Source organism: Aquitalea aquatilis, assembly GCF_005155025.1.
In the GTDB taxonomy this organism is placed as follows: Bacteria; Pseudomonadota; Gammaproteobacteria; order Burkholderiales; family Chromobacteriaceae; genus Aquitalea; species Aquitalea aquatilis.
Genome location: NZ_CP039731.1, coordinates 3474665 through 3494989 on the forward strand (window position 1 = coordinate 3474665; position 20325 = coordinate 3494989).

Sequence of the window (20325 nt, forward strand, 5' to 3'; positions counted from 1 at the left end):
CCACATGGAACGACTGTTCAAACATGTCTGCCTGGTGGCACGACATAGCAAACCTCAAGTGGTGGAGTCGCTGCGCACGCTGGCCGACCACCTGGCCGCAGCCGGCATCACCGTGTTCGTCGACAAGGAAAGCGCCACGCCAGCCGAAGCGGGCCCGCACCTGCTGATCGAACGCAGCGACATGGGCAAGCTGGCCGATCTGGTCATCGTACTGGGTGGCGATGGCACCATGCTGTCCATCGCCCGCGTGCTGGCCCCCTACCGCGTACCGCTGGTAGGCATCAACCAGGGCCGGCTGGGCTTCATGACCGACATCCCGCGTCATGAAATGCTGGAAGCCATCGATGCCATCCTTGCCGGCAACTTCATCCCGGAAAACCGCATCCTGCTGCAGGCCTCGCTCATCCGTGAAGATGCCGAAGTGGCCAATGCCCTGGCTTTCAACGACATCGTGTTCAGTCGTGGCGCCGTGGGCTCAATGATCGAATTCGAAGTCTTCATCGACAACCAGTTCGTCTACAGCCAGCGCTCGGACGGGCTTATTGTCGCCACGCCCACCGGCTCCACCGCCTATTCACTGGCTGCCGGCGGCCCCATCCTGCACCCCACGCTGCAGGCCATTGCCCTGGTGCCGATCTGCCCGCAATCGCTGAACAACCGCCCCATCGCCGTCAACGACTCCTGCGAAGTGGAATTCATGCTGACCCGCGGACTGGATGCGCGCGTTCACTTCGATGGCCAGTCGCATTGCGATCTGATGGAAATGGACCGCGTGCTGATCCGCCGCTACCGCAACCCGCTGCGCATCCTGCATCCGGTGGGTTACAACTACTACGACATGCTGCGCCACAAGCTTCACTGGGGCGAGCGACTGCTCTGACACGCACACACCATGCTGCTATCCCTACTGGTCAAAGATTTCGTCATCGTTGACAGCATCGCGCTGGACTTTGCCCCCGGCTTCACCGTACTCACCGGCGAAACCGGTGCCGGCAAGTCCATCCTGCTGGATGCCCTCGGCCTCTTGCTGGGCGACCGCGCCGAAGGCTCGCTGGTGCGCGAAGGTGCCGAAAAGGCAGAAATCAGTGCTGAATTCGACAGCCGGCAACGGCCGGAGATCAAGGCCTGGCTGCAAGAAAACGCCCTGTCCGGCGACGACGACATCGTGCTCATCCGCCGCGTGCTGGACAAATCCGGCCGCTCGCGCAGCTTTATCAACGGCCAGCCGGCGACACTCTCCCAGCTCAAGCAGCTGGGAGAGTTTCTGGTCGACATCCACGGCCAGCATGCGCACCAGTCGCTGGTGAAGAGCGAGGCCCAGCGCGAACTGCTGGACGCCTATGCCGGCAGCACCTCGCTGGCCCGCGAAGTCCACCACGCCTGGCAGGAATGGCAAGCCGCCCGCAAGGCACGCAGCGATGCCGACAAGCTGTCACGCGAATCCGAAGTGGAACGCGAACGGCTCAACTGGCAGATCAACGAACTGACCGAGCTTGGCCTGCAACAGGACGAATGGGCCAGCCTCAACCAGAGCCACTCGCGCCTGGCCAATGCCGCCGAGCTGGTGCAAAGCGCCCAGTACGCCGTCGATACCCTGTCCGAGATGGAGGGCAACTGCCTGTCCGTGCTCACCCAGGTACAGACCCGCCTGAGCAAACTGGCCAACCTCGACCCGCGCCTGGCCGACACCCTGTCGCTGCTGGATTCGGTCGATGCCGAACTGCGCGAAGTGGTCTACAGCCTGCGCGATTACGCCAGCGACATCGACGAAGACCCGGGCCAGCTGCAACAAGTGGAAAGCCGCATCGACAGCCTGATGAGCATGGCACGCAAATACCGCGTGCAGCCGCAGGAACTGCCACTCAAGCTGGAAGACTGGCAAACCCAGCTGGCCGCACTGGAAGCCTCCACCGACAGCGAAGCCCTGGCACTGGCCGAAACCGCCAGCCTGTCCCGCTACCGCACCCTGGCCGAAGCCCTGTCCGGCAAACGCCGCCAGGCCGCCAGTGAACTGTCCGCCCGCATCGGCAAGGAAATGCAGCAGCTGGCCATGAGCAGCGCCCGCTTTGCCATCGAACTGGCTGCCCTGGCCGAACCCGGCGCGCATGGACTGGAATCCATCGAATACCTGGTGGCCGCCAATGCTGGCACCAGCCTGCGCCCCTTGGCCAAGGTCGCCTCCGGTGGTGAACTGTCACGCATCAGCCTGGCCATGCAAGTCGTCATCAGCCAGGTGGCCAGCGTGCCAACGCTGATTTTCGACGAAGTGGACGTCGGCATTGGCGGACGCGTGGCAGAAGTGATCGGCCACATGCTCAAGCAGCTGGGCCAGCGCTATCAGGTGCTATGCATCACCCACCTGCCCCAGGTAGCCTCCTGCGGCGAGCAGCACTGGCAAGTCAGCAAGCGCGAAGATAAAAAACGCGTGGTCAGCCGCATCACCCCGCTGGAGCACGAACAACGCGTACTGGAAATCGCCCGCATGCTGGGCGGGGCCGAACTCACCCAAACCACCCGCCAGCACGCCGCAGAAATGCTGGAAATGAACCGCGCAACCCCCTAGCCAAACTGGCTGACTACGGTTATGATTGCGTCCTCTTTGCCAACGGCACCAACCGCCGATGACATGGACACTGCGGAGGTTTGGGTGAGTGGTTTAAACCAGCAGTCTTGAAAACTGCCGACGGGAAACCGTCCGTGGGTTCGAATCCCACAGCCTCCGCCATTTATGTGCCTAGCGACACCCAGCATTGCCTACAAAACCCCGATAGAACATAGCTTCTACGGGGTTTTTTGTTATCTGTTGCCAACAGTAGGCAACTCTTCAGCCTGCAGCTGATTTATGCAACTCTCCAAAAAAAATTAAAGTTAATGCAATAATCTACTGAACGAATTGTTAAAAGGCTTTGCAATGAATCTATCACCGGCAGAAAAAGACAACACCAAGCAAGACCGCAAGAGTATCGCCTTGCCAACCGATCTTCTGCAAAGTCCTTCCAGGACAATAACTGGCCAAGCAAACCTTAAATTCCTCCGGATGATTCACATTCTCATCGGAGTTATCACCCTTGCATTGGGATTAGCACTCCTGGCAATACCTTTCCTTAAAGAAAATAACAACTATATTGCTGTTTTTTTCATTAGCATCTCAACTTCAACCCTATGCATCGTCTCCTCCATTGCAATCCTCAGGCAGGCCCGCACCCTGCCACATCACGAAATGTGGCTCAATAATTCACACTTTGTATTCAAAACACCACTTTCCCTCATACTGGAACCAGGCCGCAAAGAAAGAGAAATACGCTGGGCAGATGTAATAAAAGCCCCAAAGGGGCTTTATGATGTGTATCTAGAATTTTCAACAAGCAAGTCCATCGTATATGACCTGGTGTTTTGGCACCAAAATTCAGACACCCCTGAAGAAGTACGAGCTCCGCTGCGCAGATTTTCAAAAAGAACCTTCACAAACGGCTACGACCTGAAACGTAGTCTTTTATTGAAACTTGCCAGCCTCAATCCCGACTTTCGTTTTGATCCTGCAGTATTTGTTGAGGCTGGCATAGATCCTGAAACCTGGGCCGAAATGCGCAAGCCATTGCTGATGAAACGCGCCATGCTATTTCCTTCAGCTCTTATCTTTATGATAACTGGACTTGACTATCCGTTTTGGCAGAAAACCCTGCTTTTTATTTTCACCGCTATTATCTATGCGACCATTTTCATGTTAATTTGGGCCAAGACATTTCCCCAGTTCTATCGAACGATCTACTTCCACCTGGAGAGCCCCGCCCCGCAGGAATGATCACCATGCATTTCAGGAAGCGCTGCTCTGACTCAAGCACCCTTGAGCCCACCCCTGGCATCGGTTGATCGCAGCCGCCACGCAGACCGCCCGGAGCCACTTACCTGGCGGTTTACCATTGCAGACACAAAACTGTCCCAGCCCTGCCCATCCGACCCGGCATCACCGGACACCCGGCGTCTTCCCAAAAATTTCTGCACCTTGCTTGCTTCACTTGCAGCACCCTCAGCGGGTGAATGAACGGATGCGCGATTGCGCGGATACCCGCGCAAAACCGCCGTTTAGCACATATAAATAATGCTAAAGACATTTACCATGCAGAGGAGTCCCCTATATGCCCGGCTTACCAAGCACATTGGCACTCAGTCTGCTGCTCATGCCATGCATTGCCCTGGCCACAGAACCCAGTAGAACTATCATTCTGGAATGCGACTACCTCCCCAGCATCTGCAACCAGGCAGATGAGCCCAGCCCCGGCCTGATGATAGAGATTGGCAGCGAGGCCATACGCCGGGCAGGCTACATGCCACAAACCAAGATTCGTCCGTGGAACCGCGCCATGCGCGAAGTCATCGACAACAATAACGCCATCATCATCTACTTTGCCCGCACCCCAGAACGAGAACCGCTGTTTCACTGGATCTCGGTCATCAACAGTACCGATTTCAGGCTCTTTACCAGAGATGGCGCCACACCCTACAACACACTGCAGCAAGCCACTGCAGCAGGACTCATCGGCGTACGCACCGGTTCCAGCGTTCTCAGTTGGCTAGCCCAACAAGGCGTCAGCAAACAGCAGATCGAACAAAGCCAACTAACGGAAATGGCAAAAATGCTCAAAGCAGGCCGTATCGGCAGCTTTCTGGGGGCATCTACCACGTTTAAACCAACTTACCAGCAACAAGTCGGCACCATGCCGGTAGAAGGCAATGTGCTATACAGCAGCGAAAACTGGATCGCATCCGGCCCTCGCTTTCCGCCTGAAACAGCCGCAAAAATCGCCACCGCCATCAGCCGGATGAAAGAAGATGGCTTTATCGAACAACTCACCCGCAAGTATGGCAAGTAGATAGCCAAACCATGCAGCAACGCCAAGCGTTACCGCTGTTGCCACCCAAGAATCAAGTCAGCCACTGCCACGCCGATTCACCAGATACCCCGCACTACATACATCAATAGCTGCAGCACCTGCCAAACAGGTCAGAAAGACGAAAACACAGGCTCCCAGCCATGTGTATTTGGTTTTGCAGGGCATACTTTTGAAAAAACGATACTGAAAGCTGCCAGCCATTCCGCAGGACTACACTACGCCAAGTTCCAGCCGCCTGTATCACCATGAAGTTGCGCCGCAACAATCTGAATAATCGTCAGCCCGGCAAGACCCACCCGCCTCGCCTGCACGCCATATCCCTTTCCCTTGGCATCAGCACAGACCATAGAATTTCAGCACTAACACAAGGGGATATTTATGCGATTAGGCATATTGGTAGTGCTAGCGCTTGGGCTGGCAGGCTGTAGTGGTAAAGAGTCAACGGCGTCATCGACGCCTCCTGCCAGCACAGCTCCAGCCAATGACACAGCACACGAGCAATCGGACAATCAAACCTCCGCGCCAGAGCAATCGAATCATCAAGCCGCAGCAGCTGAGCCGGTGCAAGTCCCGGTTCATCACTATGTGATTGAGGAAAATGGCGAGTACGGCTACGAATCTGGAGTCAGTGAGAACGAACGGAAGAACGGGCAGGTTGCGGCAGGAGTCTCGATGGTCAGATACCGTGGTGTCATCAAGGGCTATCACACCCTGACAACCACCAAGAACCGCATCACTACAACATTGCGCTGCAAAGATCCCTGCGATTTTGCCAAAGTCAGCAATTCGGCCGGCAACATTACTTCAGACCCGGAAACGATGCGCCTGGCTGAGGGCTCGATTGGCTGGGCAATGGCACAAGATGCCATGAATGGCCAACTCCAGGTCTACCGCAAACAGTAATGCCACAGGATACCTGCCTGACCGCGGGTATCCTGCATCCTGATTGGCTAGCCCCGCCACATCACACCGCCAGCGGCTCCAGTTTGCGCAGACGCAGCGCGATCAGCAGCAGCATGACCAGCCCCAGCGCGATCATTGCCGCCACGCCGTTCCATTTGCCCATGCCCCACAGCAGGCCGGAGAAGGAGCCCACCACACTGGAACCCAGATAATAGGCAGTAAGGTAAAAAGCAGAAGCCAGCGCCTTGCCACGTTGCGCACGGCGGCCTATCCAGCTGCTGGCCACTGAGTGGCCACCGAAGAAACCGAAAGTAAACAGCGCAATACCGGGCACCATCAGCCACAGCGAATCGGCCAGCGTGCAGACCAGCCCGGCGGCCATCAGCAGTACCATCAACCACAACATGTTGCGGCGGCCAAAGCGGTCGGCCATGCGCCCCACCCAGGCCGAGGCCCAGATGCCCACCATGTATAGCGAGAACACAAAGCCCAGCACGCTATGGCTGAGATTGAAGGGCGCGGCCAGCAGGCGGAAACCCAGATAGTTGTACAGGCTGACAAAGCAGCCCATGAACAGAAAGGCCGACAAGAACAGCCAGGGCAGGCCGCCATCGGCAAAATGGCTGGTCACATCACGGCGCAGTTCGGCCAGATTCAATGGCACCGGCTTGAAGTGGCGCGAATCCGGCAGGCTGCGCCAGAACTCGATGGCACCGGCCACGCCCAGCACCCCCAGCGCCAGCACGGCAGCGCGCCAGCCAAAGTGGTCGGCAATCACCGCCGCCAGAAAGCGCCCGCTCATGCCACCCAGCGCATTGCCGGCGATGTACAGGCCGATGGAGTGGCCCAGTGACAGCGGCTCAACCTCCTCACTCAGATAGGCCATGGCCACGGCAGGCAAGCCAGCCAGCACCACACCGAAAATGGCCCGCAGATAGAGAAACTGCTGAAAACTGGGGGCAAAGGCCGCCAGCAGCATCAGCAGCGCCGCCAGGCTCAGCGCAATATTCATGACCGGCTTGCGCCCCACCTTGTCGGCCAGAAAGCTGGCAGGAATCAGCGCCAGCGCCAGGCCGGTGGTGGGCACCGACAGCACGCTACTGGCCGCCGCCGGCGACAGGGCAAAGTCGTGGGCAAACATCGGCATCAGCGGCTGCATGCTGTACAGCATGGAAAAAGTGCAAAAACCACCCACAAACATGGCACGCGCCGTGGCGCGAAATGCAGTGGAACCGGCATGCAGACGGGGGGCGGCAGAAATGGTGTTCTCCTGGGTAGCCGCGGCAGCTGAATTCAGCGTAGCAGCACAGGAGGCAGAATCGGAAGGCATGATGAAACCGCTAGCAGTGATACAGGTTTTGAGCTTAGCCCTTGACTAAACCTCAGTCCAATATATCTTTATTCAATAATCAATATTTTTAAAGTATCAATATGGAACTGCGCCACCTGCGTTATTTCGTCACCGTCGCCGAAGAACTGCACTTCACCCGTGCCGCCGAACGCCTGCACATGGCCCAACCGCCGCTATCCCAGCAGATACAGGCGCTGGAGGCCGAACTGGGCACGCCGCTGTTTCTGCGGCAAAACCGCAAGGTGGAGCTGACAGCAGCCGGCAAGCAGTTTCTGCTGCGTGCGCGGCGCATTCTGGCCGATACCGAGGACGCCGCCGAACAGGCCCGACGTGCCGCACGTGGGGAAATCGGCGAGCTGCGCATTGGCTTTACCTCCTCATTGCCGCTTACCCCCATTCTGCCGGCAGCGCTGCATGCTTATCGCCAGCATTTCCCGGCCGTGCGGCTGACACTGCGCGAAATGTTCACTACAGACCAGTTCGCGGCACTGCAACAACAGGAAATCGACGTCGGCTTCGTGCGCTTCAACGGGCTGTCACCGGCGGACAAGATATTGGTACAGGAGCTACGGCGCGACCCGCTGCTGGTGGTGATCAACAGCCAGCATCCGCTTGCCGGCGAGGCCAGCCTGTCGCTGGGACAATTGCGCGATCAGGGCATGATCAGCTATCCGCGCAGCGCCGGCACCGGGCTACACAGCGTGATCCGCCAGCTGTGTGAAGCCTGTGGCTTTGAGCCGCGCATCACCCAGGAAGCCGGCGAAGCCACCACCCAGGTGGGGCTGGTGGCCGCCGGGCTGGGCATTGCCATCCTGCCCTCACCGCTGGAGTGCGTGCAGCTGCCGGGGGTGCGCTATATCCCGCTGACCGACAACGGTGCCTACCTGGCCATGGGCATTGCCACGCGCGAGGGTGACAGCTCGCCACTGGTGACCGGATTTATCGCCCACTTGTGGGACGAAATCCCTGCCAGCTAGGCTCAGACTGGCGGGTTGTTGCGTTTTGTCTATCCAAAATTGGCAAAAATCACCGATTTTTCATGGCGACAACCCGGATTTCTCGCGGACACCGGCCCATCCCTCATTTGCAGGATAGTCAGCCGTGAATTACTGCATGACACTGGCTCCACAATAAAAGGACAGACGACAGGCCACGCAGCCGTCGCACGCCATACAGAGGAGAACATCATGCAGCAGCCATCAGACCGGCAGCCGGATCTGGCCGTGTTCAGCGCCATCTTGCTGGAAATCTATCGCCTGGCCCGCGAGGAGTCACTGGAGCGCTTTCATCACACCGTGCTGGAGTGTCTGCGCCCGCAACTGGCCTACGACAAGGCCTGGTGGGGCCGCGCCGCCCAGGCGGCGGATGGCCCGCACGAGCACAGTTCTTTTCTGTTCGGCCTGCCGGATCACTACATTGACGACTGGAAATCCATCCGCCAGCACGATGTCACCGTGGCACGGGTGCATGCCCACCCCGGCCAGGCCGTGGTGGTGGACATGCAGGCGGACGATGCGCCGCCGCAACTGCAATGGCTGGGCCAGCGCCATGATATCGGCGAACTGCTGTGCGTGATCCACATCGACCCGGTCACCCAGTTGAGCGACCATCTGGCTCTGTACCGCCGCCCCGGCGCACCGCGCTTCAATGCTGCCGACTGCCTGTTGCTGTCCTGTCTGATGCCGCACCTGGCCTCCACCGTGGCCATCAACCAGATCCGCACCCTGCAAGCCCTGCGCGAAACCCTCAGCGGACCACGGCTGGCCATGGCGGTGTGTGACCAGCATGGCACCCTGCACTGCGCCGAACCCGGCTTTGTCGACCTGCTACTCACCGAATGGCCACAGTGGACCGGCCCCGCCCTGCCCGCCGGCCTGTCGCCACAAGGGCATGATGGTGCCCGGCTCAATATCGAGGCGCGCCGCATCAGCGACCTCTACCTGCTGACCGCCCGCTACCGCTGCGCCATGGAGCAGCTTTCCAGCCGCGAAACCGATGTCGCCCGCCTGTTTGGCGAAGGACTCACCTACAAGGACATCGCACGCAAGCTGGGCCTGTCGCCGCATACCGTGCGCCACCATATCCGCGCCATCTACGCCAAGCTGGGCATCAACGGCAAGGCCGGCATCGCCCATCTCTTGCACCAGCAAGCGCCATTCGGCTGATCACTCCAGCCTGCTGATTCCACCGCCACGTCGCTGAAGCTACCGAAGCTGCCATGGTCCGCCATGGCTGGCAGGGATAGCTGCGTCTGCGTGTTGTTCGCCCCACCCACCCCAAGGAGCATGCCATGACCCCGTTTCGCCCTGTTCTGACCGCCCTGGCGGCCAGCCTGCTGCTCGCCAGCCTGCCCAGCCAAGCCGCCGATACCAATGCCCGTGACTTTTTCAGTGCACCGGTCGGCACCTCGCTCAGTGTGCTGTACCTGCCCGTCACCTGGGCCGACAGCTTTCACTCGGCCAACGGCAACGACGACCATGCCCGGCTGAATGTGGAAGCCCTGGCCTGGCGTCAGCTGTGGTTTTCCGACATCTGCGGCACCCTGTGCACGCCACAGTTCATCATCCCCGCCGCCCAGATCAAGGCCACCCTGCCCGGCAGCCAGACCAGCCAGCGCGACAGTGGCATTGGCGACCCGCAAGTGGGCGGCACGCTGTTCTTCATCAATCAGCCAGACAAGCGCGAGTACAGCGGCCTGCTGACCCTGATCACCCTGCCAGTGGGCAGCTACGATGCCCAGCACCCGGACGTTTCAGCAGGGGCGCACCGCTGGGGTGCCACCTTTCTCTACAACTATACCCGGGGCGTAGGCAAGAACTGGGTGCTGGAGGCCTCGCTGGAAGCCCAGCTGTATGGCAACAACGACAACTATTACGGGAGCAGCCTGAAACAGCAGCCGCTGTACCGCTTGCAGGCTTTTGCCTCCTACGACTTCATGCCGGGTACCTATGGCGCGCTGCGGCTGTACCACACCCGTGGCGGCGCCTTGCGCCTGAACGGACAGGACCTGCCCGACACCCGGCAAAACAGTACCCAGCTTGGCTTCGAACTCGGCCACTGGGTTGGCAAGCAAGACCAGTTGATGCTGATGCTGGCGCGCAACGTCCACACCAGCAACAGTTTTGACAGCAGCCAGGCCATGCTGCGTCTGGTACATGTTTTCTGAGCCGGCTGCCAACAAGAAAATCCGCCCGACGGATCACCTACTACAGAGGAAACACCATGAACACGCTCTCACATGCCAAGCCTGTCGAGGTCCCACACAATGAGCGCTCGGCCATGGCCGCCATTGTCGGTTTCGCCGCCATCGTCCCCGCCGTGCTGATGATGGCCCCTGCGGTGGCCAGCCAGCTGGCGAGCCAGCTGCAACTGGGGCCAATCGATATCGGCAACCTGTTCTCCGCCGAACTGGGTGCCATGAGCCTGGCCACCTTGCCGGCATTTTTCTGGCTGCCTCGCGTCAACTGGCGCAGTGCCGCCTGGCTGGCAGTGGCGGTATTCATCGCCGCCAACTTGCTATCCGCCACCACCGTCAGCTATCCGCTGCTGCTTGGCCTGCGCTTTGTCAGTGCGCTGGCTGGCGGTTCGCTGATGATTCTGTGTCTGTCCGCCGCCGCCACCATGCGCAACCCAGACCGTGTCTATGGCCTGTGGGTGATGGGCCAACTGGCACTGGGGGCGGCCGGGCTGGTCGTCATGCCCGCGCTGTTCGCTCACTTCGGTATTGCCGCCTGCTATGTCGGCCTGGCCTTGCTGATGGCGCTGTGTACGCCGCTGGTGCGCTGCTTTCCCACAGCTCAGCAGGCGCAGACACAACAGGCCGCGCAATCTGCCACAGGCCGCCGCCGGGGCCACGCTGTACTGGGCATCCTCGCCACGCTGGCGTTTTACATCAGCCTGAGCGGGGTATGGACCTTCATCGGCCAGATCGCTCAGCAGGCCAGCATCGATCCACAGCAAAGCGGCAATATCTTCGCCATCGCCACCCTGCTGGGCGTGGCCGGTGCCGGCAGCGCCTCGCTGATCGGCCGCCGCCTGCCGCGTGCCCAGCTGCTGCTGGCCGGCTTTGGCATGATGATGGCGGCCATGCTGCTGTTGCTGAACGCCCCGGCCCTGGCGCGCTTTGCCACCGCCGCACTGCTGTTCAAGTTCAGCTGGACCTTCATCCTGCCCTTCATCCTGGCCACGCTGGCCGACATCGATCACAGCGGCAAGCTGATGAATGCCACCAATCTGGTCATCGGTGGCGGCCTGGCCATCGGCCCGGCGCTGGCTGGTCAGCTGATCGCCGCCAATCACGGCAGCCTGCATGTGCTGTTGCTGCTGGCCACTCTGGTGGCCGCCATCTCGCTGGCCTTGCTGCTGTCGCTGCAACAGCGCCGCACCACCCCTGCCCACGTCTGAACACAAGGAGAAGCCATGACTTCCCGTACCGCCTTTTATTTTGATGAACTCTGCATGTGGCACAGTGCCGGCATGCATGCACTGACGCTGCCGGTGGGGGGCTGGGTGCAACCCCCGGCCGCCGGCGGCCATGCCGAATCGCCGGAAACCAAGCGCCGGCTGAAAAACCTGCTGGATGTGGCCGGTATCAGCCGCCAGCTGCTGCAATGTTCCGCCGAACCGGCCAGCCGCGACGACCTGCTGCGGGTACATGGCGCGGCCTATCTGGATCACTTCAAGCTGGTCAGTGACGCCGGTGGCGGCGAACTCGGCCCGCAAGCCCCCATCGGCCCCGGCAGCTACGACATCGCCTGCCGCTCGGCCGGCCTGGCCATTGCTGCGGTCGATGCGGTATGGCGCGGCGAGGTGGCCAACGCCTATGTCATGACACGACCACCGGGACACCACTGCCTGCCGGACGCCGCCATGGGCTTTTGTTTCCTGTCCAATATCGCCGTCGCCATCGAAGCGGCCAAGGCGCGCTATGGCATTGAACGGGTGGCGGTGCTGGACTGGGACGTGCACCACGGCAACGGTACCCAGGCCATCTACTACCAGCGCCCAGACGTACTGACTCTGTCCATCCATCAGGATGGCTGTTTTCCACCTGGCTACAACGGCAGCGAAGATCGAGGCGCAGGAGCCGGACTGGGGGCCAATATCAATATCCCGCTACTGCCCGGCAGCGGCCATGACGCCTATCTGTACGCCATGCAGCGCGTGGTACTGCCGGCGCTGACGCGCTACCAGCCGCAACTGATCATCGTCGCCTGCGGCTATGACGCCAATGCGGTAGACCCGCTGGCGCGCATGCAGGCTCACAGCGACACCTTCCGCGAGATGACCACCCTGCTGCGCGCCTTCGCCGAGCAGCACTGCGACGGCAAGCTGGTACTGGCGCATGAAGGCGGCTACTCCGAAGCGTATGTGCCGTTCTGCGGCCTGGCCACCATCGAGGCGCTGTCCGGCCTGCGCAGCGAAGTGGTCGACCCGCTGCTGGACTTCATCAGCCTGCAACAGCCCTGCGCAGCCATGCTGCAATTGCAGCGCCAGTTGCTGGATGACATGGCACTGCTGCATGAGCTGTAAACCCTGACACCGCAGCTGTCATCTATTGCAACCGCGCTGAAAAGAACAAGGCCCGCCATTGGCGGGCCTTGTTACATGAGCGGCGCAGTGCCGGAAAGTAAGCGGCCTACTGCTGCTGTTCCGCCGGCTGCGGCATGCCGCTGCCCTGCTCCGGCGCGGCATCCGGCTGATTGCCCTGCGCTGCCGAAGCCTGCGGCTGTTCTGACTGTGTCTGCGGCGCGGGCGTGGCGGCAAAGACCAGATTGATCAAACCCAGGCTGGCCGGGGGCAGGGAGAGCATGGCAACAACAAGCAATTTCTTTTGCATCAGCTTCTTTCAATATGGTTGGAAGACAAGCCTGCAGTTGCAAGCACCATGCCAGTTGCACATTCCCTTTACGAAACAACAGCTTGTCTGCATACGTGACAGGCAAAGCCATGCCCTTTGTCGGCAATGGGCGACAAAAATTGCAGCCATCAGCACAAGTCATTGAAATGGCAGCACTATTTCCGTCGTCAATTGGCGACACGTTTCTTTTCTGCCATTCAAGCCATTGATTTTAAATTGATTTAATAGCGCAACCCGCATGAAAAAACCCGCCGTAGCGGGTTGGAATACTGAACAAACTTCGTGTCACGCCGGCTTGTTGCCCAGCTTGAGTTTGCCAGCCAGCCAGGTGTGGTCATAGCTGACGATCTCGAAGGGATTACCAAAGGGATCGACAAAGCTGATGGAACAGAAAAACTGGTGATCCACCACCGAATCGCGCGCCACGGTCTGGCCGGCACGGTCGCTGACGCGCTCGCCTGCCAGCTGATCAATCCATTCCAGAAAATCCTGGCCATTGACCAGAAAGGCCACCGAGCCGGGTTCACATACCGGCTTGTCTTCCTGCGAAATGGCCAGTCGCACCGAGCCATTGCTGTTCATCAGCATCACGACGCCATGCGGGCCGCTCTGCATGTGCTTGTAGCGGGTGTCGGGTGCCAGGTTCAATACGCGCTGGTACCAGTTCTGCGCCTTTGCCAGATCAGTGACACGGACATGGATATGGTCAATCTTGCCAAGCGATAGCATTGCATCCTCATCGGGTGTGGGTAACACGGCCACCATGTGGCGCGTGCTCATTCTACGGTGTTTGCCGCAGCCGGCAACAATGCTGCGGCTTGCCTCTGGCTGCGGAGTATCACTGCGCTGTGTTAATTGCGCGGTGTCAGCAGCGGCTTGAGATAGCGACCGGTATGGCTGGCCGGGTTGTCCGCCACCTGCTCCGGCGTACCGGTGGCAATGATCTGGCCACCACCGGCGCCACCTTCCGGGCCCAGGTCGATCAGCCAGTCGGCGGTCTTGATCACGTCCAGATTGTGCTCGATCACCACCACGGTATTGCCGTTTTCGCGCAGGCGGTGCAGCACCTGCAGCAAGAGGTCGATATCGTGGAAATGCAGGCCGGTAGTCGGCTCATCCAGAATATACAAAGTGCGGCCGGTGTCACGCTTGGACAGTTCCAGCCCCAGCTTGACCCGTTGCGCCTCGCCGCCAGACAGCGTGGTGGCACTCTGCCCCAGCCGGATATAACCCAGGCCCACGTCCATCAGCGTCTTCAGCTTGCGGGCCACCGCCGGCACCACGCTGAAAAATTCCAGCGCTTGCTCCACCGTCATGTCCAGCACTTCGTAGACATTCTTGCCCTTGTACTGCACTTCCAGCGTTTCGCGGTTGTAGCGCTTGCCGTGACACACATCGCAAGGCACGTAGATATCCGGCAGGAAATGCATTTCCACCTTGATCACGCCATCGCCCTGGCAGGCCTCGCAGCGGCCGCCCTTGACGTTGAAGCTGAAACGGCCCGGGCCATAGCCACGCTCGCGCGACAGCGGCACCCCGGCAAACAGTTCACGGATCGGCGTGAACAAGCCGGTATAAGTAGCCGGATTGGAACGCGGCGTGCGGCCGATGGGGCTCTGGTCGACATTGATCACTTTGTCGAGCAGGCCCAGGCCTTCGATATGCTCGTAGTGCGCCGGCTCTTCGCTGGCACCGTTCAGATCGCGGGCGGCAATCTTGTACAGGGTGTCGTTGATCAGCGTGGACTTACCCGAACCGGATACCCCGGTAATACACACCAGCATGCCCAGCGGCAATTCCAGGCTGACGTTTTTCAGGTTATTGCCGCTGGCCCCTTCCAGTTTCAGCACCCGTTCCGGGTTGACGGCACGGCGTTCGCCCGGCCAGTTGATACGGCGGCGGCCTGACAGGAAGGCACCAGTCACCGAGTGTTCACTGGCTTCGACATCCGCCGGCGTACCCGCCACCAGTACCTCGCCACCGTGTTCGCCGGCACCCGGCCCCATGTCCACCAGATAGTCGGCGGCGCGGATGGCGTCTTCGTCGTGTTCCACCACGATGACGCTGTTGCCGATATCGCGCAGGCGCATCAGCGTGGCCAGCAGGCGGTCGTTATCGCGCTGGTGCAGACCGATGGACGGCTCATCCAGCACATACATCACCCCGGTCAGGCCGGAGCCGATCTGGCTGGCTAGCCGGATACGCTGCGCCTCGCCACCGGACAGGGTATCGGCCGAACGTGACAGGTTGAGGTAATCCAGGCCCACATTATTGAGGAAGGACACCCGCTCGCTGATTTCCTTGACGATTTTTTCCGCCACCGCATGCTTGTGGCCGCTGATATTCAGCTGGGAGAAGAAAGCAGCCGCTTCCTTGAGTGGTAGCTGGTTCAGTTCGTGCAGGGTGCGGCCGCCGATGAATACGTGACGGGCTTCCAGGCGCAGCCGTGAACCCTGGCAGTGCGGGCAGGGCTGGTTGTTCTGGTATTTGGCCAGCTCCTCGCGCACCGCGCTGGAGTCGGTTTCGCGGTAGCGCCGCTCCAGATTGGGAATGATTCCTTCGAAGGGATGGGCACGGGTAAAGCGCGTGCCCTTCTCCGACATATAGACAAACTCGATGCTGTCGCGCCCCGAACCATGCAATACCACGTGCCGCACGTTTTCCGGCAGATCTTCGAAGGCCAGTTCGGTAGGCGAGAAACCATAATGCTCGCCCAGCGCCAGCAGCATCTGGAAGTAAAACTGGTTGCGCTTGTCCCAACCCTTGATGGCACCGGCGGCCAATGTCAGCTCCGGGTGGGCCACCACGCGGCGGGGGTCGAAAAAGGTGATTTCGCCCAGGCCGTCACACTTGGGGCAGGCCCCCATCGGGTTATTGAAGGAGAACAGCCGTGGTTCCAGTTCCGGCAGGCTGTAGCTGCATACCGGGCAGGCGAATTTGGCGGAGAACCAGTGTTCCTTGGCGCTATCCATTTCCACGGCGATGGCGCGGCCTTCGGCATGGCGCAAGGCCGTTTCGAAGCTTTCCGCCAGCCGCTGCTTCATGTCTTCGCGTACCTTGAGGCGGTCGATCACCACCTCGATGGTGTGCTTCTTGTTCTTGTCCAGCTTGGGCAGGCTGTCGATGTCATATACCTCGCCGTCCACCCGTACCCGGATGAAACCCTGGGCACGCAGATCATCGAACAGGTCGAGATTCTCGCCCTTGCGGCCGACAATGACCGGGGCCAGGATCATCACCCTGGTTTCCTCCGGCAGCGCCAGCACGTGGTCCACCATCTGGCTGACGGTTTGCGAGGACAGCGGCACGCCATGTTCCGGGCAGTGCGGCTCGCCCACCCGGGCATACAGCAGGCGCAGGTAATCGTGGATTTCCGTGACCGTACCCACGGTGGAGCGCGGGTTGTGGCTGGTGGCCTTCTGTTCGATGGAAATGGCCGGCGACAGCCCTTCGATCAGATCGACATCAGGCTTTTCCATCAACTGCAGAAACTGGCGGGCGTAGGCGGACAAGCTCTCCACATAGCGGCGCTGCCCTTCCGCATACAGGGTGTCAAAGGCGAGCGAAGACTTGCCGGAGCCGGACAAGCCGGTGATAACGATCAGCTGGTTGCGCGGCAGATCCAGGTTGACGTTTTTCAGATTGTGCGTCCGAGCGCCACGAATGCGGATGGTGTCCATGTGAGAGAGCGTTACTCAGTCGGTCGGGGAACCTGATAATATACCCGACTTAGCGACTGCCGCTCCATCTAAGTATGCGCTGCAGCAAAAAACCGGCCCTGCCGGAAGCCGGTGCGGCGGTAAACCGCCAGCCATGGGCAGCGTTAAAAGCCTTACTCCTGAATCGATAACGACAACACACATGAATTCGCTTGAATTGCGCGCCAGCCTAGGGCTGGCCGGTATTTACGCCCTGCGCATGCTGGGCATGTTCCTGATCCTGCCGGTATTTGCCATTTATGCGCAGACCCTGCACGGAGCCGACAATCACGCACTGATCGGCCTGGCACTAGGCAGCTACGGCCTCACCCAGGCCCTGCTGCAATTGCCGCTGGGCATGCTGTCCGACCGCATTGGTCGCAAAAAGGTGATTTACGGCGGGCTGGTGCTGTTTGCCATCGGCAGCTTTGTGGCTGCCGGCGCACACGATATCGTCACCCTCACCATCGGCCGCGTCATTCAGGGTTCCGGTGCCATCTCCGCCGCCATTACCGCCCTGCTGGCCGACCTCACCCGCGAAGAAAACCGCACCCGCGCCATGGCCATGATAGGCATGAGCATCGGCACCACCTTTGCCGTCAGCCTGGTTGCCGGCCCGCTGCTGGCGCAGTACATCGGTGTCAACGGCATCTTCGCTCTCACCGGCATTCTGTCGCTGGCCGCGCTGGTGGGCGTATGGCTGATCATTCCCGACCCGGCCATTTCGCGCTTCCACTCCGACACCGAAGCCAATACCAAGCGGCTGCCGGCTGTGCTGAAGAACCCGCAGCTGCTGCGCCTCAATTACGGCATATTCGCCCTGCATGCGGCGCAGATGGCCATGTTCGTCACCATCCCCTTCGCCCTGATCAAGACCGCAGGCCTCGACAAGGCCCACCACTGGGAGGTCTACCTGCCAGTCACCGTCATCGGCTTTCTGCTGATGGTGCCGGCCATTATCTACGGCGAGAAAAAGTCCAGACTGAAGCAGGTATTCATCGCCGCCATCGCCATCATGACCATCGCCCAGCTGGGCATGGCCCTGGCGCTGGACAGTTTCTGGCAGATCGTGGTGTGGCTGGGCCTGTATTTCATCGCCTTCAACATCCTGGAAGCCACCCTGCCCTCGCTGATTTCGAAAATCGCACCAGCCGATGCCAAGGGCACCGCCATCGGTGTGTATAATACGGCGCAGTCCTTTGGCCTGTTCATGGGTGCCGCAGCTGGCGGCTGGCTCTACGGCCACTACGGCGCAGCCGGCGTATTCGGCTTTACCAGCGTGCTGATGGCCAGCTGGCTGCTGGCCTCGTTCAGCATGCAGGCCCCGCAGGCCGTGCGTTCGGTGATGTTTCACATCGGCGAAGACTGGCGTGGCAGCTCGCAGCAGCTATCCCAGCAGCTGTCGGCCCTGGCCGGTGTCAGCGAAGCGGTGGTGGTGCTGGAAGACCGTGTCGCCTACCTGAAGGTATCGCAGCAAACCTGGGACGAAGCCGCAGTAAAACAGCTGATCCAAGCTACTTATTAATGCCAGCGCGGCTATTGCCACAGCGTGTCTGGCCCTACAATCACGCGTCGGCCGTGTCCGGCGCAGCATCATTGAATCGAATCGGAGACCCCACATGAACAGCATCACTTTTGACGGACGCCTGGCGGCAGACGCCGAACTGCGCTACACCCCCAGTGGCGAACCGGTGCTGAGCTTCCGCGTGGCCAGCGACATCGGCTTTGGCGAGCGCAAGACCACCAACTGGTTTAGCTGCCAGGTATGGGGCAAGCGCGGCGAATCGCTGAAGAACTTCCTCAGCAAGGGCCAGCAAGTCACCGTGTACGGTCAGCTCACCTTGCGCGAATGGCAGAACAAGGAAGGCCAGAAACAGCTGTCGCCCGACGTGCGCGTGAATGAACTGAGCCTGCAAGGCGGCAAGCGCGAAGGTGGCTCGTCCATGGACGACAACTACGCTTACGGCGAACCGGCAGCCCAGTCCCGCCCGGCCGCACCACCGGCAGCCCCGCGCCGCATGGAAGCCAAGGCTGCGCCCAAGCTGGATGACATGGACGACGACATCCCGTTCTGAGATACGCCCAAGAGTAATGGGTAAAGCACGCCCCCGAAACCCCCGCCCTGCGGGGGTTTATGCATTCTGGCGCCGCAAAAGGGAGTGCTCACGCCGACACCGATGGAAGCCGGCCTGCTAGCCGAGTTCCGACAGGAGCGGACGATTGCAGGCATTAATGAAGAAAAGCTAACAAAAACCCTGCTGCGGTGTCGTGCCTCCTAGCCATAGCCTTGCACCAGGGACGCGCTGCTATTTTGTCAGCCGCTCTCACTACATCAGCTTTTGCTCTCACAGAGTCCATGAAGCATCCTGCCAAGCAGGGGCTATACAGGCCGCTGCTCAAGAACTCCCCACAGCTATCCCATCAGGAGTGATCAGCAACGCCCATTGATTAACCGGGCTTGTCATGACCAGGCTTGTGCATCTCCCCTCGCCTGGCTCTGTGTTGGATCCACAAAACCTCGTCTGCCAAGGTTTCCTCCATGGGTCTGAAGCCCAAACCGAAGCTCTCCCGAATTTTTTCCGCTGAAAATTTTCTTCCGTAGTCGTTTGCCATATTGCTTACCATGGCCAAGCTGAGTAATACAGGCCTGCCCGTCAATCGGGCATAGAGCTCTTGCAGGGACGCGATGACATACAACATGAGACGGGGCAGTTTGCGGCGCGGGGCCGGCACACCACTTACGGCTTCCATCGTTTGCAAAAGCCTGGCCATGGTCACCGGGTGGCCTGCAGCCAAATAGCGCTCGCCCCGTTCCCCCGTTTTACTGGATGCCAAAGCGACCTGCGCGACATCTCGGGCATCAACCACCGAAAACGCAGCATCAATGACTCCCGGAATTTTTTGCTGCAGGTAATCCTGTACGAACTGCCCAGCCGAAGTCGGGCCAAGATCGCCCGGGCCATGCATCCAGCCAGGCAGAACAAGGGAGATGTGCATGTCCTGATGGCTGTCGAGAAAAGCGAATATCACCGCGTCGGTTTCGATTTTGCTGCGGTAATAGTCATCCGGTGCCGCTTCACGTGCCAGCACCATGGTTTCGTCGGTCAACCCTGTTGCGTGGCGGCCCAGTACCGCGATGGAGCTAATATGGACCATGCGCCGAATACCAGCTGCATATGCCTGGTTCAGCAGGTTTTGCGTACCCTCGACATTGGTTTTGTGCAGGGCGGCCAGATGGCGGCCACCTTTGTAGCTTTCACGAAAATAAGCTGCGGTATGAAAAATAACTTCGCACCCCTGCAACGCTGCGGCAAAACCCTCCACCTGGGTGAGATCGCCCACCACCACCTCTAAGCGCTTACCGATCAGCTCCCCGAACTGCTCGGTGGCTTTCTGTTCTGACCTAGCCAAAGCCTTGACCCGATAACCTTGCGCGAGCAGCAAACGAACAAGATTGTTACCCAGCAGTCCAGTCGCTCCGGTGACAAATGCGATTTTTTCTTGCGGCATGTTTTTCCCTGAGCGTTAGCTCATAAAAAGGCATTGTGGAAGGCAGCCATGGCTGCTCAACGGGGCACTGTAAACATTGGTGTATAGTCCAAGGTCAAGGCAAAATTTATC

Annotated in this window: 17 protein-coding genes and 1 tRNA gene; 13 read left to right on the forward strand and 5 right to left on the reverse strand. The window is 59.9% G+C overall.

From position 1 onward, the window contains the following. Positions 1-4: 4 nt before the first annotated feature. The 6 genes from FAZ30_RS16235 (at position 5) to FAZ30_RS16260 (ending at position 5795) form a co-directional block, all read left to right on the forward strand. Positions 5-880, forward strand: coding sequence for an NAD kinase (locus tag FAZ30_RS16235; RefSeq protein WP_124645027.1), 876 nt, complete (start codon positions 5-7; stop codon positions 878-880). Positions 881-892: 12 nt separating this feature from the next. Beyond that, positions 893-2563, forward strand: a complete 1671-nt coding sequence (gene recN, locus FAZ30_RS16240; protein WP_124645026.1) for a DNA repair protein RecN — start codon at positions 893-895, stop codon at positions 2561-2563. Positions 2564-2637: 74 nt separating this feature from the next. Further along, a tRNA-Ser gene (locus FAZ30_RS16245) sits at positions 2638-2725 on the forward strand. A gap of 186 nt (positions 2726-2911) precedes the next feature. Continuing rightward, a complete protein-coding gene (locus tag FAZ30_RS16250) occupies positions 2912-3802 on the forward strand; it encodes a hypothetical protein (protein ID WP_124645025.1) in 891 nt (296 codons plus the stop codon). Between the two features lie 334 nt (positions 3803-4136). Further along, entirely contained in the window at positions 4137-4871 is a 735-nt protein-coding gene (locus FAZ30_RS16255; protein WP_124645024.1) for a substrate-binding periplasmic protein, read from the forward strand. A 399-nt stretch (positions 4872-5270) separates the two neighbouring features. Next, positions 5271-5795: a hypothetical protein gene (locus FAZ30_RS16260; protein WP_137009870.1), complete on the forward strand. Its 525-nt coding sequence runs from the start codon at positions 5271-5273 to the stop codon at positions 5793-5795. A gap of 61 nt (positions 5796-5856) precedes the next feature. Here FAZ30_RS16260 and FAZ30_RS16265 read toward each other — a convergent pair whose 3' ends face one another. Then, positions 5857-7125, reverse strand: a complete 1269-nt coding sequence (locus FAZ30_RS16265; protein WP_137009871.1) for an MFS transporter — start codon at positions 7123-7125, stop codon at positions 5857-5859. Between the two features lie 101 nt (positions 7126-7226). On the opposite strand from FAZ30_RS16265, the gene FAZ30_RS16270 reads away from it, so the two are divergent. The 5 genes from FAZ30_RS16270 (at position 7227) to FAZ30_RS16290 (ending at position 12678) form a co-directional block, all read left to right on the forward strand. Beyond that, positions 7227-8123 (forward strand): LysR family transcriptional regulator, encoded by an 897-nt coding sequence (locus FAZ30_RS16270; RefSeq protein WP_137009872.1) that lies wholly within the window; start codon positions 7227-7229, stop codon positions 8121-8123. Positions 8124-8333: 210 nt separating this feature from the next. Beyond that, complete coding sequence (locus FAZ30_RS16275; RefSeq protein WP_137009873.1) at positions 8334-9311, forward strand: helix-turn-helix transcriptional regulator; 978 nt, start codon at positions 8334-8336, stop codon at positions 9309-9311. Between the two features lie 125 nt (positions 9312-9436). Beyond that, positions 9437-10312 carry a transporter gene (locus tag FAZ30_RS16280; RefSeq protein WP_137009874.1) on the forward strand — a complete coding sequence of 292 codons (876 nt, stop codon included), beginning with the start codon at positions 9437-9439 and terminating at the stop codon, positions 10310-10312. 56 nt (positions 10313-10368) lie between these two features. After that, positions 10369-11550: an MFS transporter gene (locus tag FAZ30_RS16285; protein WP_137009875.1), complete on the forward strand. Its 1182-nt coding sequence runs from the start codon at positions 10369-10371 to the stop codon at positions 11548-11550. Between the two features lie 15 nt (positions 11551-11565). Then, a complete protein-coding gene (locus tag FAZ30_RS16290) occupies positions 11566-12678 on the forward strand; it encodes a class II histone deacetylase (RefSeq protein WP_124645017.1) in 1113 nt (370 codons plus the stop codon). 106 nt (positions 12679-12784) lie between these two features. On the opposite strand, the gene FAZ30_RS16295 is transcribed toward FAZ30_RS16290, so the two are convergent. The 3 genes from FAZ30_RS16295 to uvrA all read right to left on the reverse strand — a co-directional run bounded on the left by FAZ30_RS16295 (position 12785) and on the right by uvrA (position 16686). After that, on the reverse strand, positions 12785-12985 hold the full coding sequence (locus tag FAZ30_RS16295) for a hypothetical protein (protein WP_137009876.1): 201 nt from the start codon (positions 12983-12985) through the stop codon (positions 12785-12787). Positions 12986-13291: 306 nt separating this feature from the next. Further along, complete coding sequence (locus FAZ30_RS16300; RefSeq protein ID WP_233578616.1) at positions 13292-13786, reverse strand: VOC family protein; 495 nt, start codon at positions 13784-13786, stop codon at positions 13292-13294. A 71-nt stretch (positions 13787-13857) separates the two neighbouring features. Then, positions 13858-16686, reverse strand: coding sequence for an excinuclease ABC subunit UvrA (uvrA, locus tag FAZ30_RS16305; protein WP_137009877.1), 2829 nt, complete (start codon positions 16684-16686; stop codon positions 13858-13860). Between the two features lie 181 nt (positions 16687-16867). Between uvrA and FAZ30_RS16310 the strand changes: the two genes are divergently transcribed. Together FAZ30_RS16310 and FAZ30_RS16315 are read left to right on the forward strand one after the other, a co-directional pair. Next, positions 16868-18229: an MFS transporter gene (locus FAZ30_RS16310; RefSeq protein ID WP_124645013.1), complete on the forward strand. Its 1362-nt coding sequence runs from the start codon at positions 16868-16870 to the stop codon at positions 18227-18229. 94 nt (positions 18230-18323) lie between these two features. Beyond that, positions 18324-18779, forward strand: coding sequence for a single-stranded DNA-binding protein (locus FAZ30_RS16315; protein ID WP_103523818.1), 456 nt, complete (start codon positions 18324-18326; stop codon positions 18777-18779). Positions 18780-19152: 373 nt separating this feature from the next. On the opposite strand, the gene FAZ30_RS16320 is transcribed toward FAZ30_RS16315, so the two are convergent. Next, positions 19153-20214: an SDR family oxidoreductase gene (locus tag FAZ30_RS16320; protein ID WP_124645012.1), complete on the reverse strand. Its 1062-nt coding sequence runs from the start codon at positions 20212-20214 to the stop codon at positions 19153-19155. Positions 20215-20325: the final 111 nt, after the last annotated feature.

Bases quoted from the DNA above. Each gene is read 5' to 3' on its own strand.
- FAZ30_RS16235 (WP_124645027.1), top strand. From the start codon at position 5: ATGGAACGACTGTTCAAACATGTCTGCCTGGTGGCACGACATAGCAAA.
- recN (WP_124645026.1), top strand. From the start codon at position 893: ATGCTGCTATCCCTACTGGTCAAAGATTTCGTCATCGTTGACAGCATC.
- FAZ30_RS16250 (WP_124645025.1), top strand. From the start codon at position 2,912: ATGAATCTATCACCGGCAGAAAAAGACAACACCAAGCAAGACCGCAAG.
- FAZ30_RS16255 (WP_124645024.1), top strand. From the start codon at position 4,137: ATGCCCGGCTTACCAAGCACATTGGCACTCAGTCTGCTGCTCATGCCA.
- FAZ30_RS16260 (WP_137009870.1), top strand. From the start codon at position 5,271: ATGCGATTAGGCATATTGGTAGTGCTAGCGCTTGGGCTGGCAGGCTGT.
- FAZ30_RS16265 (WP_137009871.1), bottom strand. From the start codon at position 7,125: ATGCCTTCCGATTCTGCCTCCTGTGCTGCTACGCTGAATTCAGCTGCC.
- FAZ30_RS16270 (WP_137009872.1), top strand. From the start codon at position 7,227: ATGGAACTGCGCCACCTGCGTTATTTCGTCACCGTCGCCGAAGAACTG.
- FAZ30_RS16275 (WP_137009873.1), top strand. From the start codon at position 8,334: ATGCAGCAGCCATCAGACCGGCAGCCGGATCTGGCCGTGTTCAGCGCC.
- FAZ30_RS16280 (WP_137009874.1), top strand. From the start codon at position 9,437: ATGACCCCGTTTCGCCCTGTTCTGACCGCCCTGGCGGCCAGCCTGCTG.
- FAZ30_RS16285 (WP_137009875.1), top strand. From the start codon at position 10,369: ATGAACACGCTCTCACATGCCAAGCCTGTCGAGGTCCCACACAATGAG.
- FAZ30_RS16290 (WP_124645017.1), top strand. From the start codon at position 11,566: ATGACTTCCCGTACCGCCTTTTATTTTGATGAACTCTGCATGTGGCAC.
- FAZ30_RS16295 (WP_137009876.1), bottom strand. From the start codon at position 12,985: ATGCAAAAGAAATTGCTTGTTGTTGCCATGCTCTCCCTGCCCCCGGCC.
- FAZ30_RS16300 (WP_233578616.1), bottom strand. From the start codon at position 13,786: ATGAGCACGCGCCACATGGTGGCCGTGTTACCCACACCCGATGAGGAT.
- uvrA (WP_137009877.1), bottom strand. From the start codon at position 16,686: ATGGACACCATCCGCATTCGTGGCGCTCGGACGCACAATCTGAAAAAC.
- FAZ30_RS16310 (WP_124645013.1), top strand. From the start codon at position 16,868: ATGAATTCGCTTGAATTGCGCGCCAGCCTAGGGCTGGCCGGTATTTAC.
- FAZ30_RS16315 (WP_103523818.1), top strand. From the start codon at position 18,324: ATGAACAGCATCACTTTTGACGGACGCCTGGCGGCAGACGCCGAACTG.
- FAZ30_RS16320 (WP_124645012.1), bottom strand. From the start codon at position 20,214: ATGCCGCAAGAAAAAATCGCATTTGTCACCGGAGCGACTGGACTGCTG.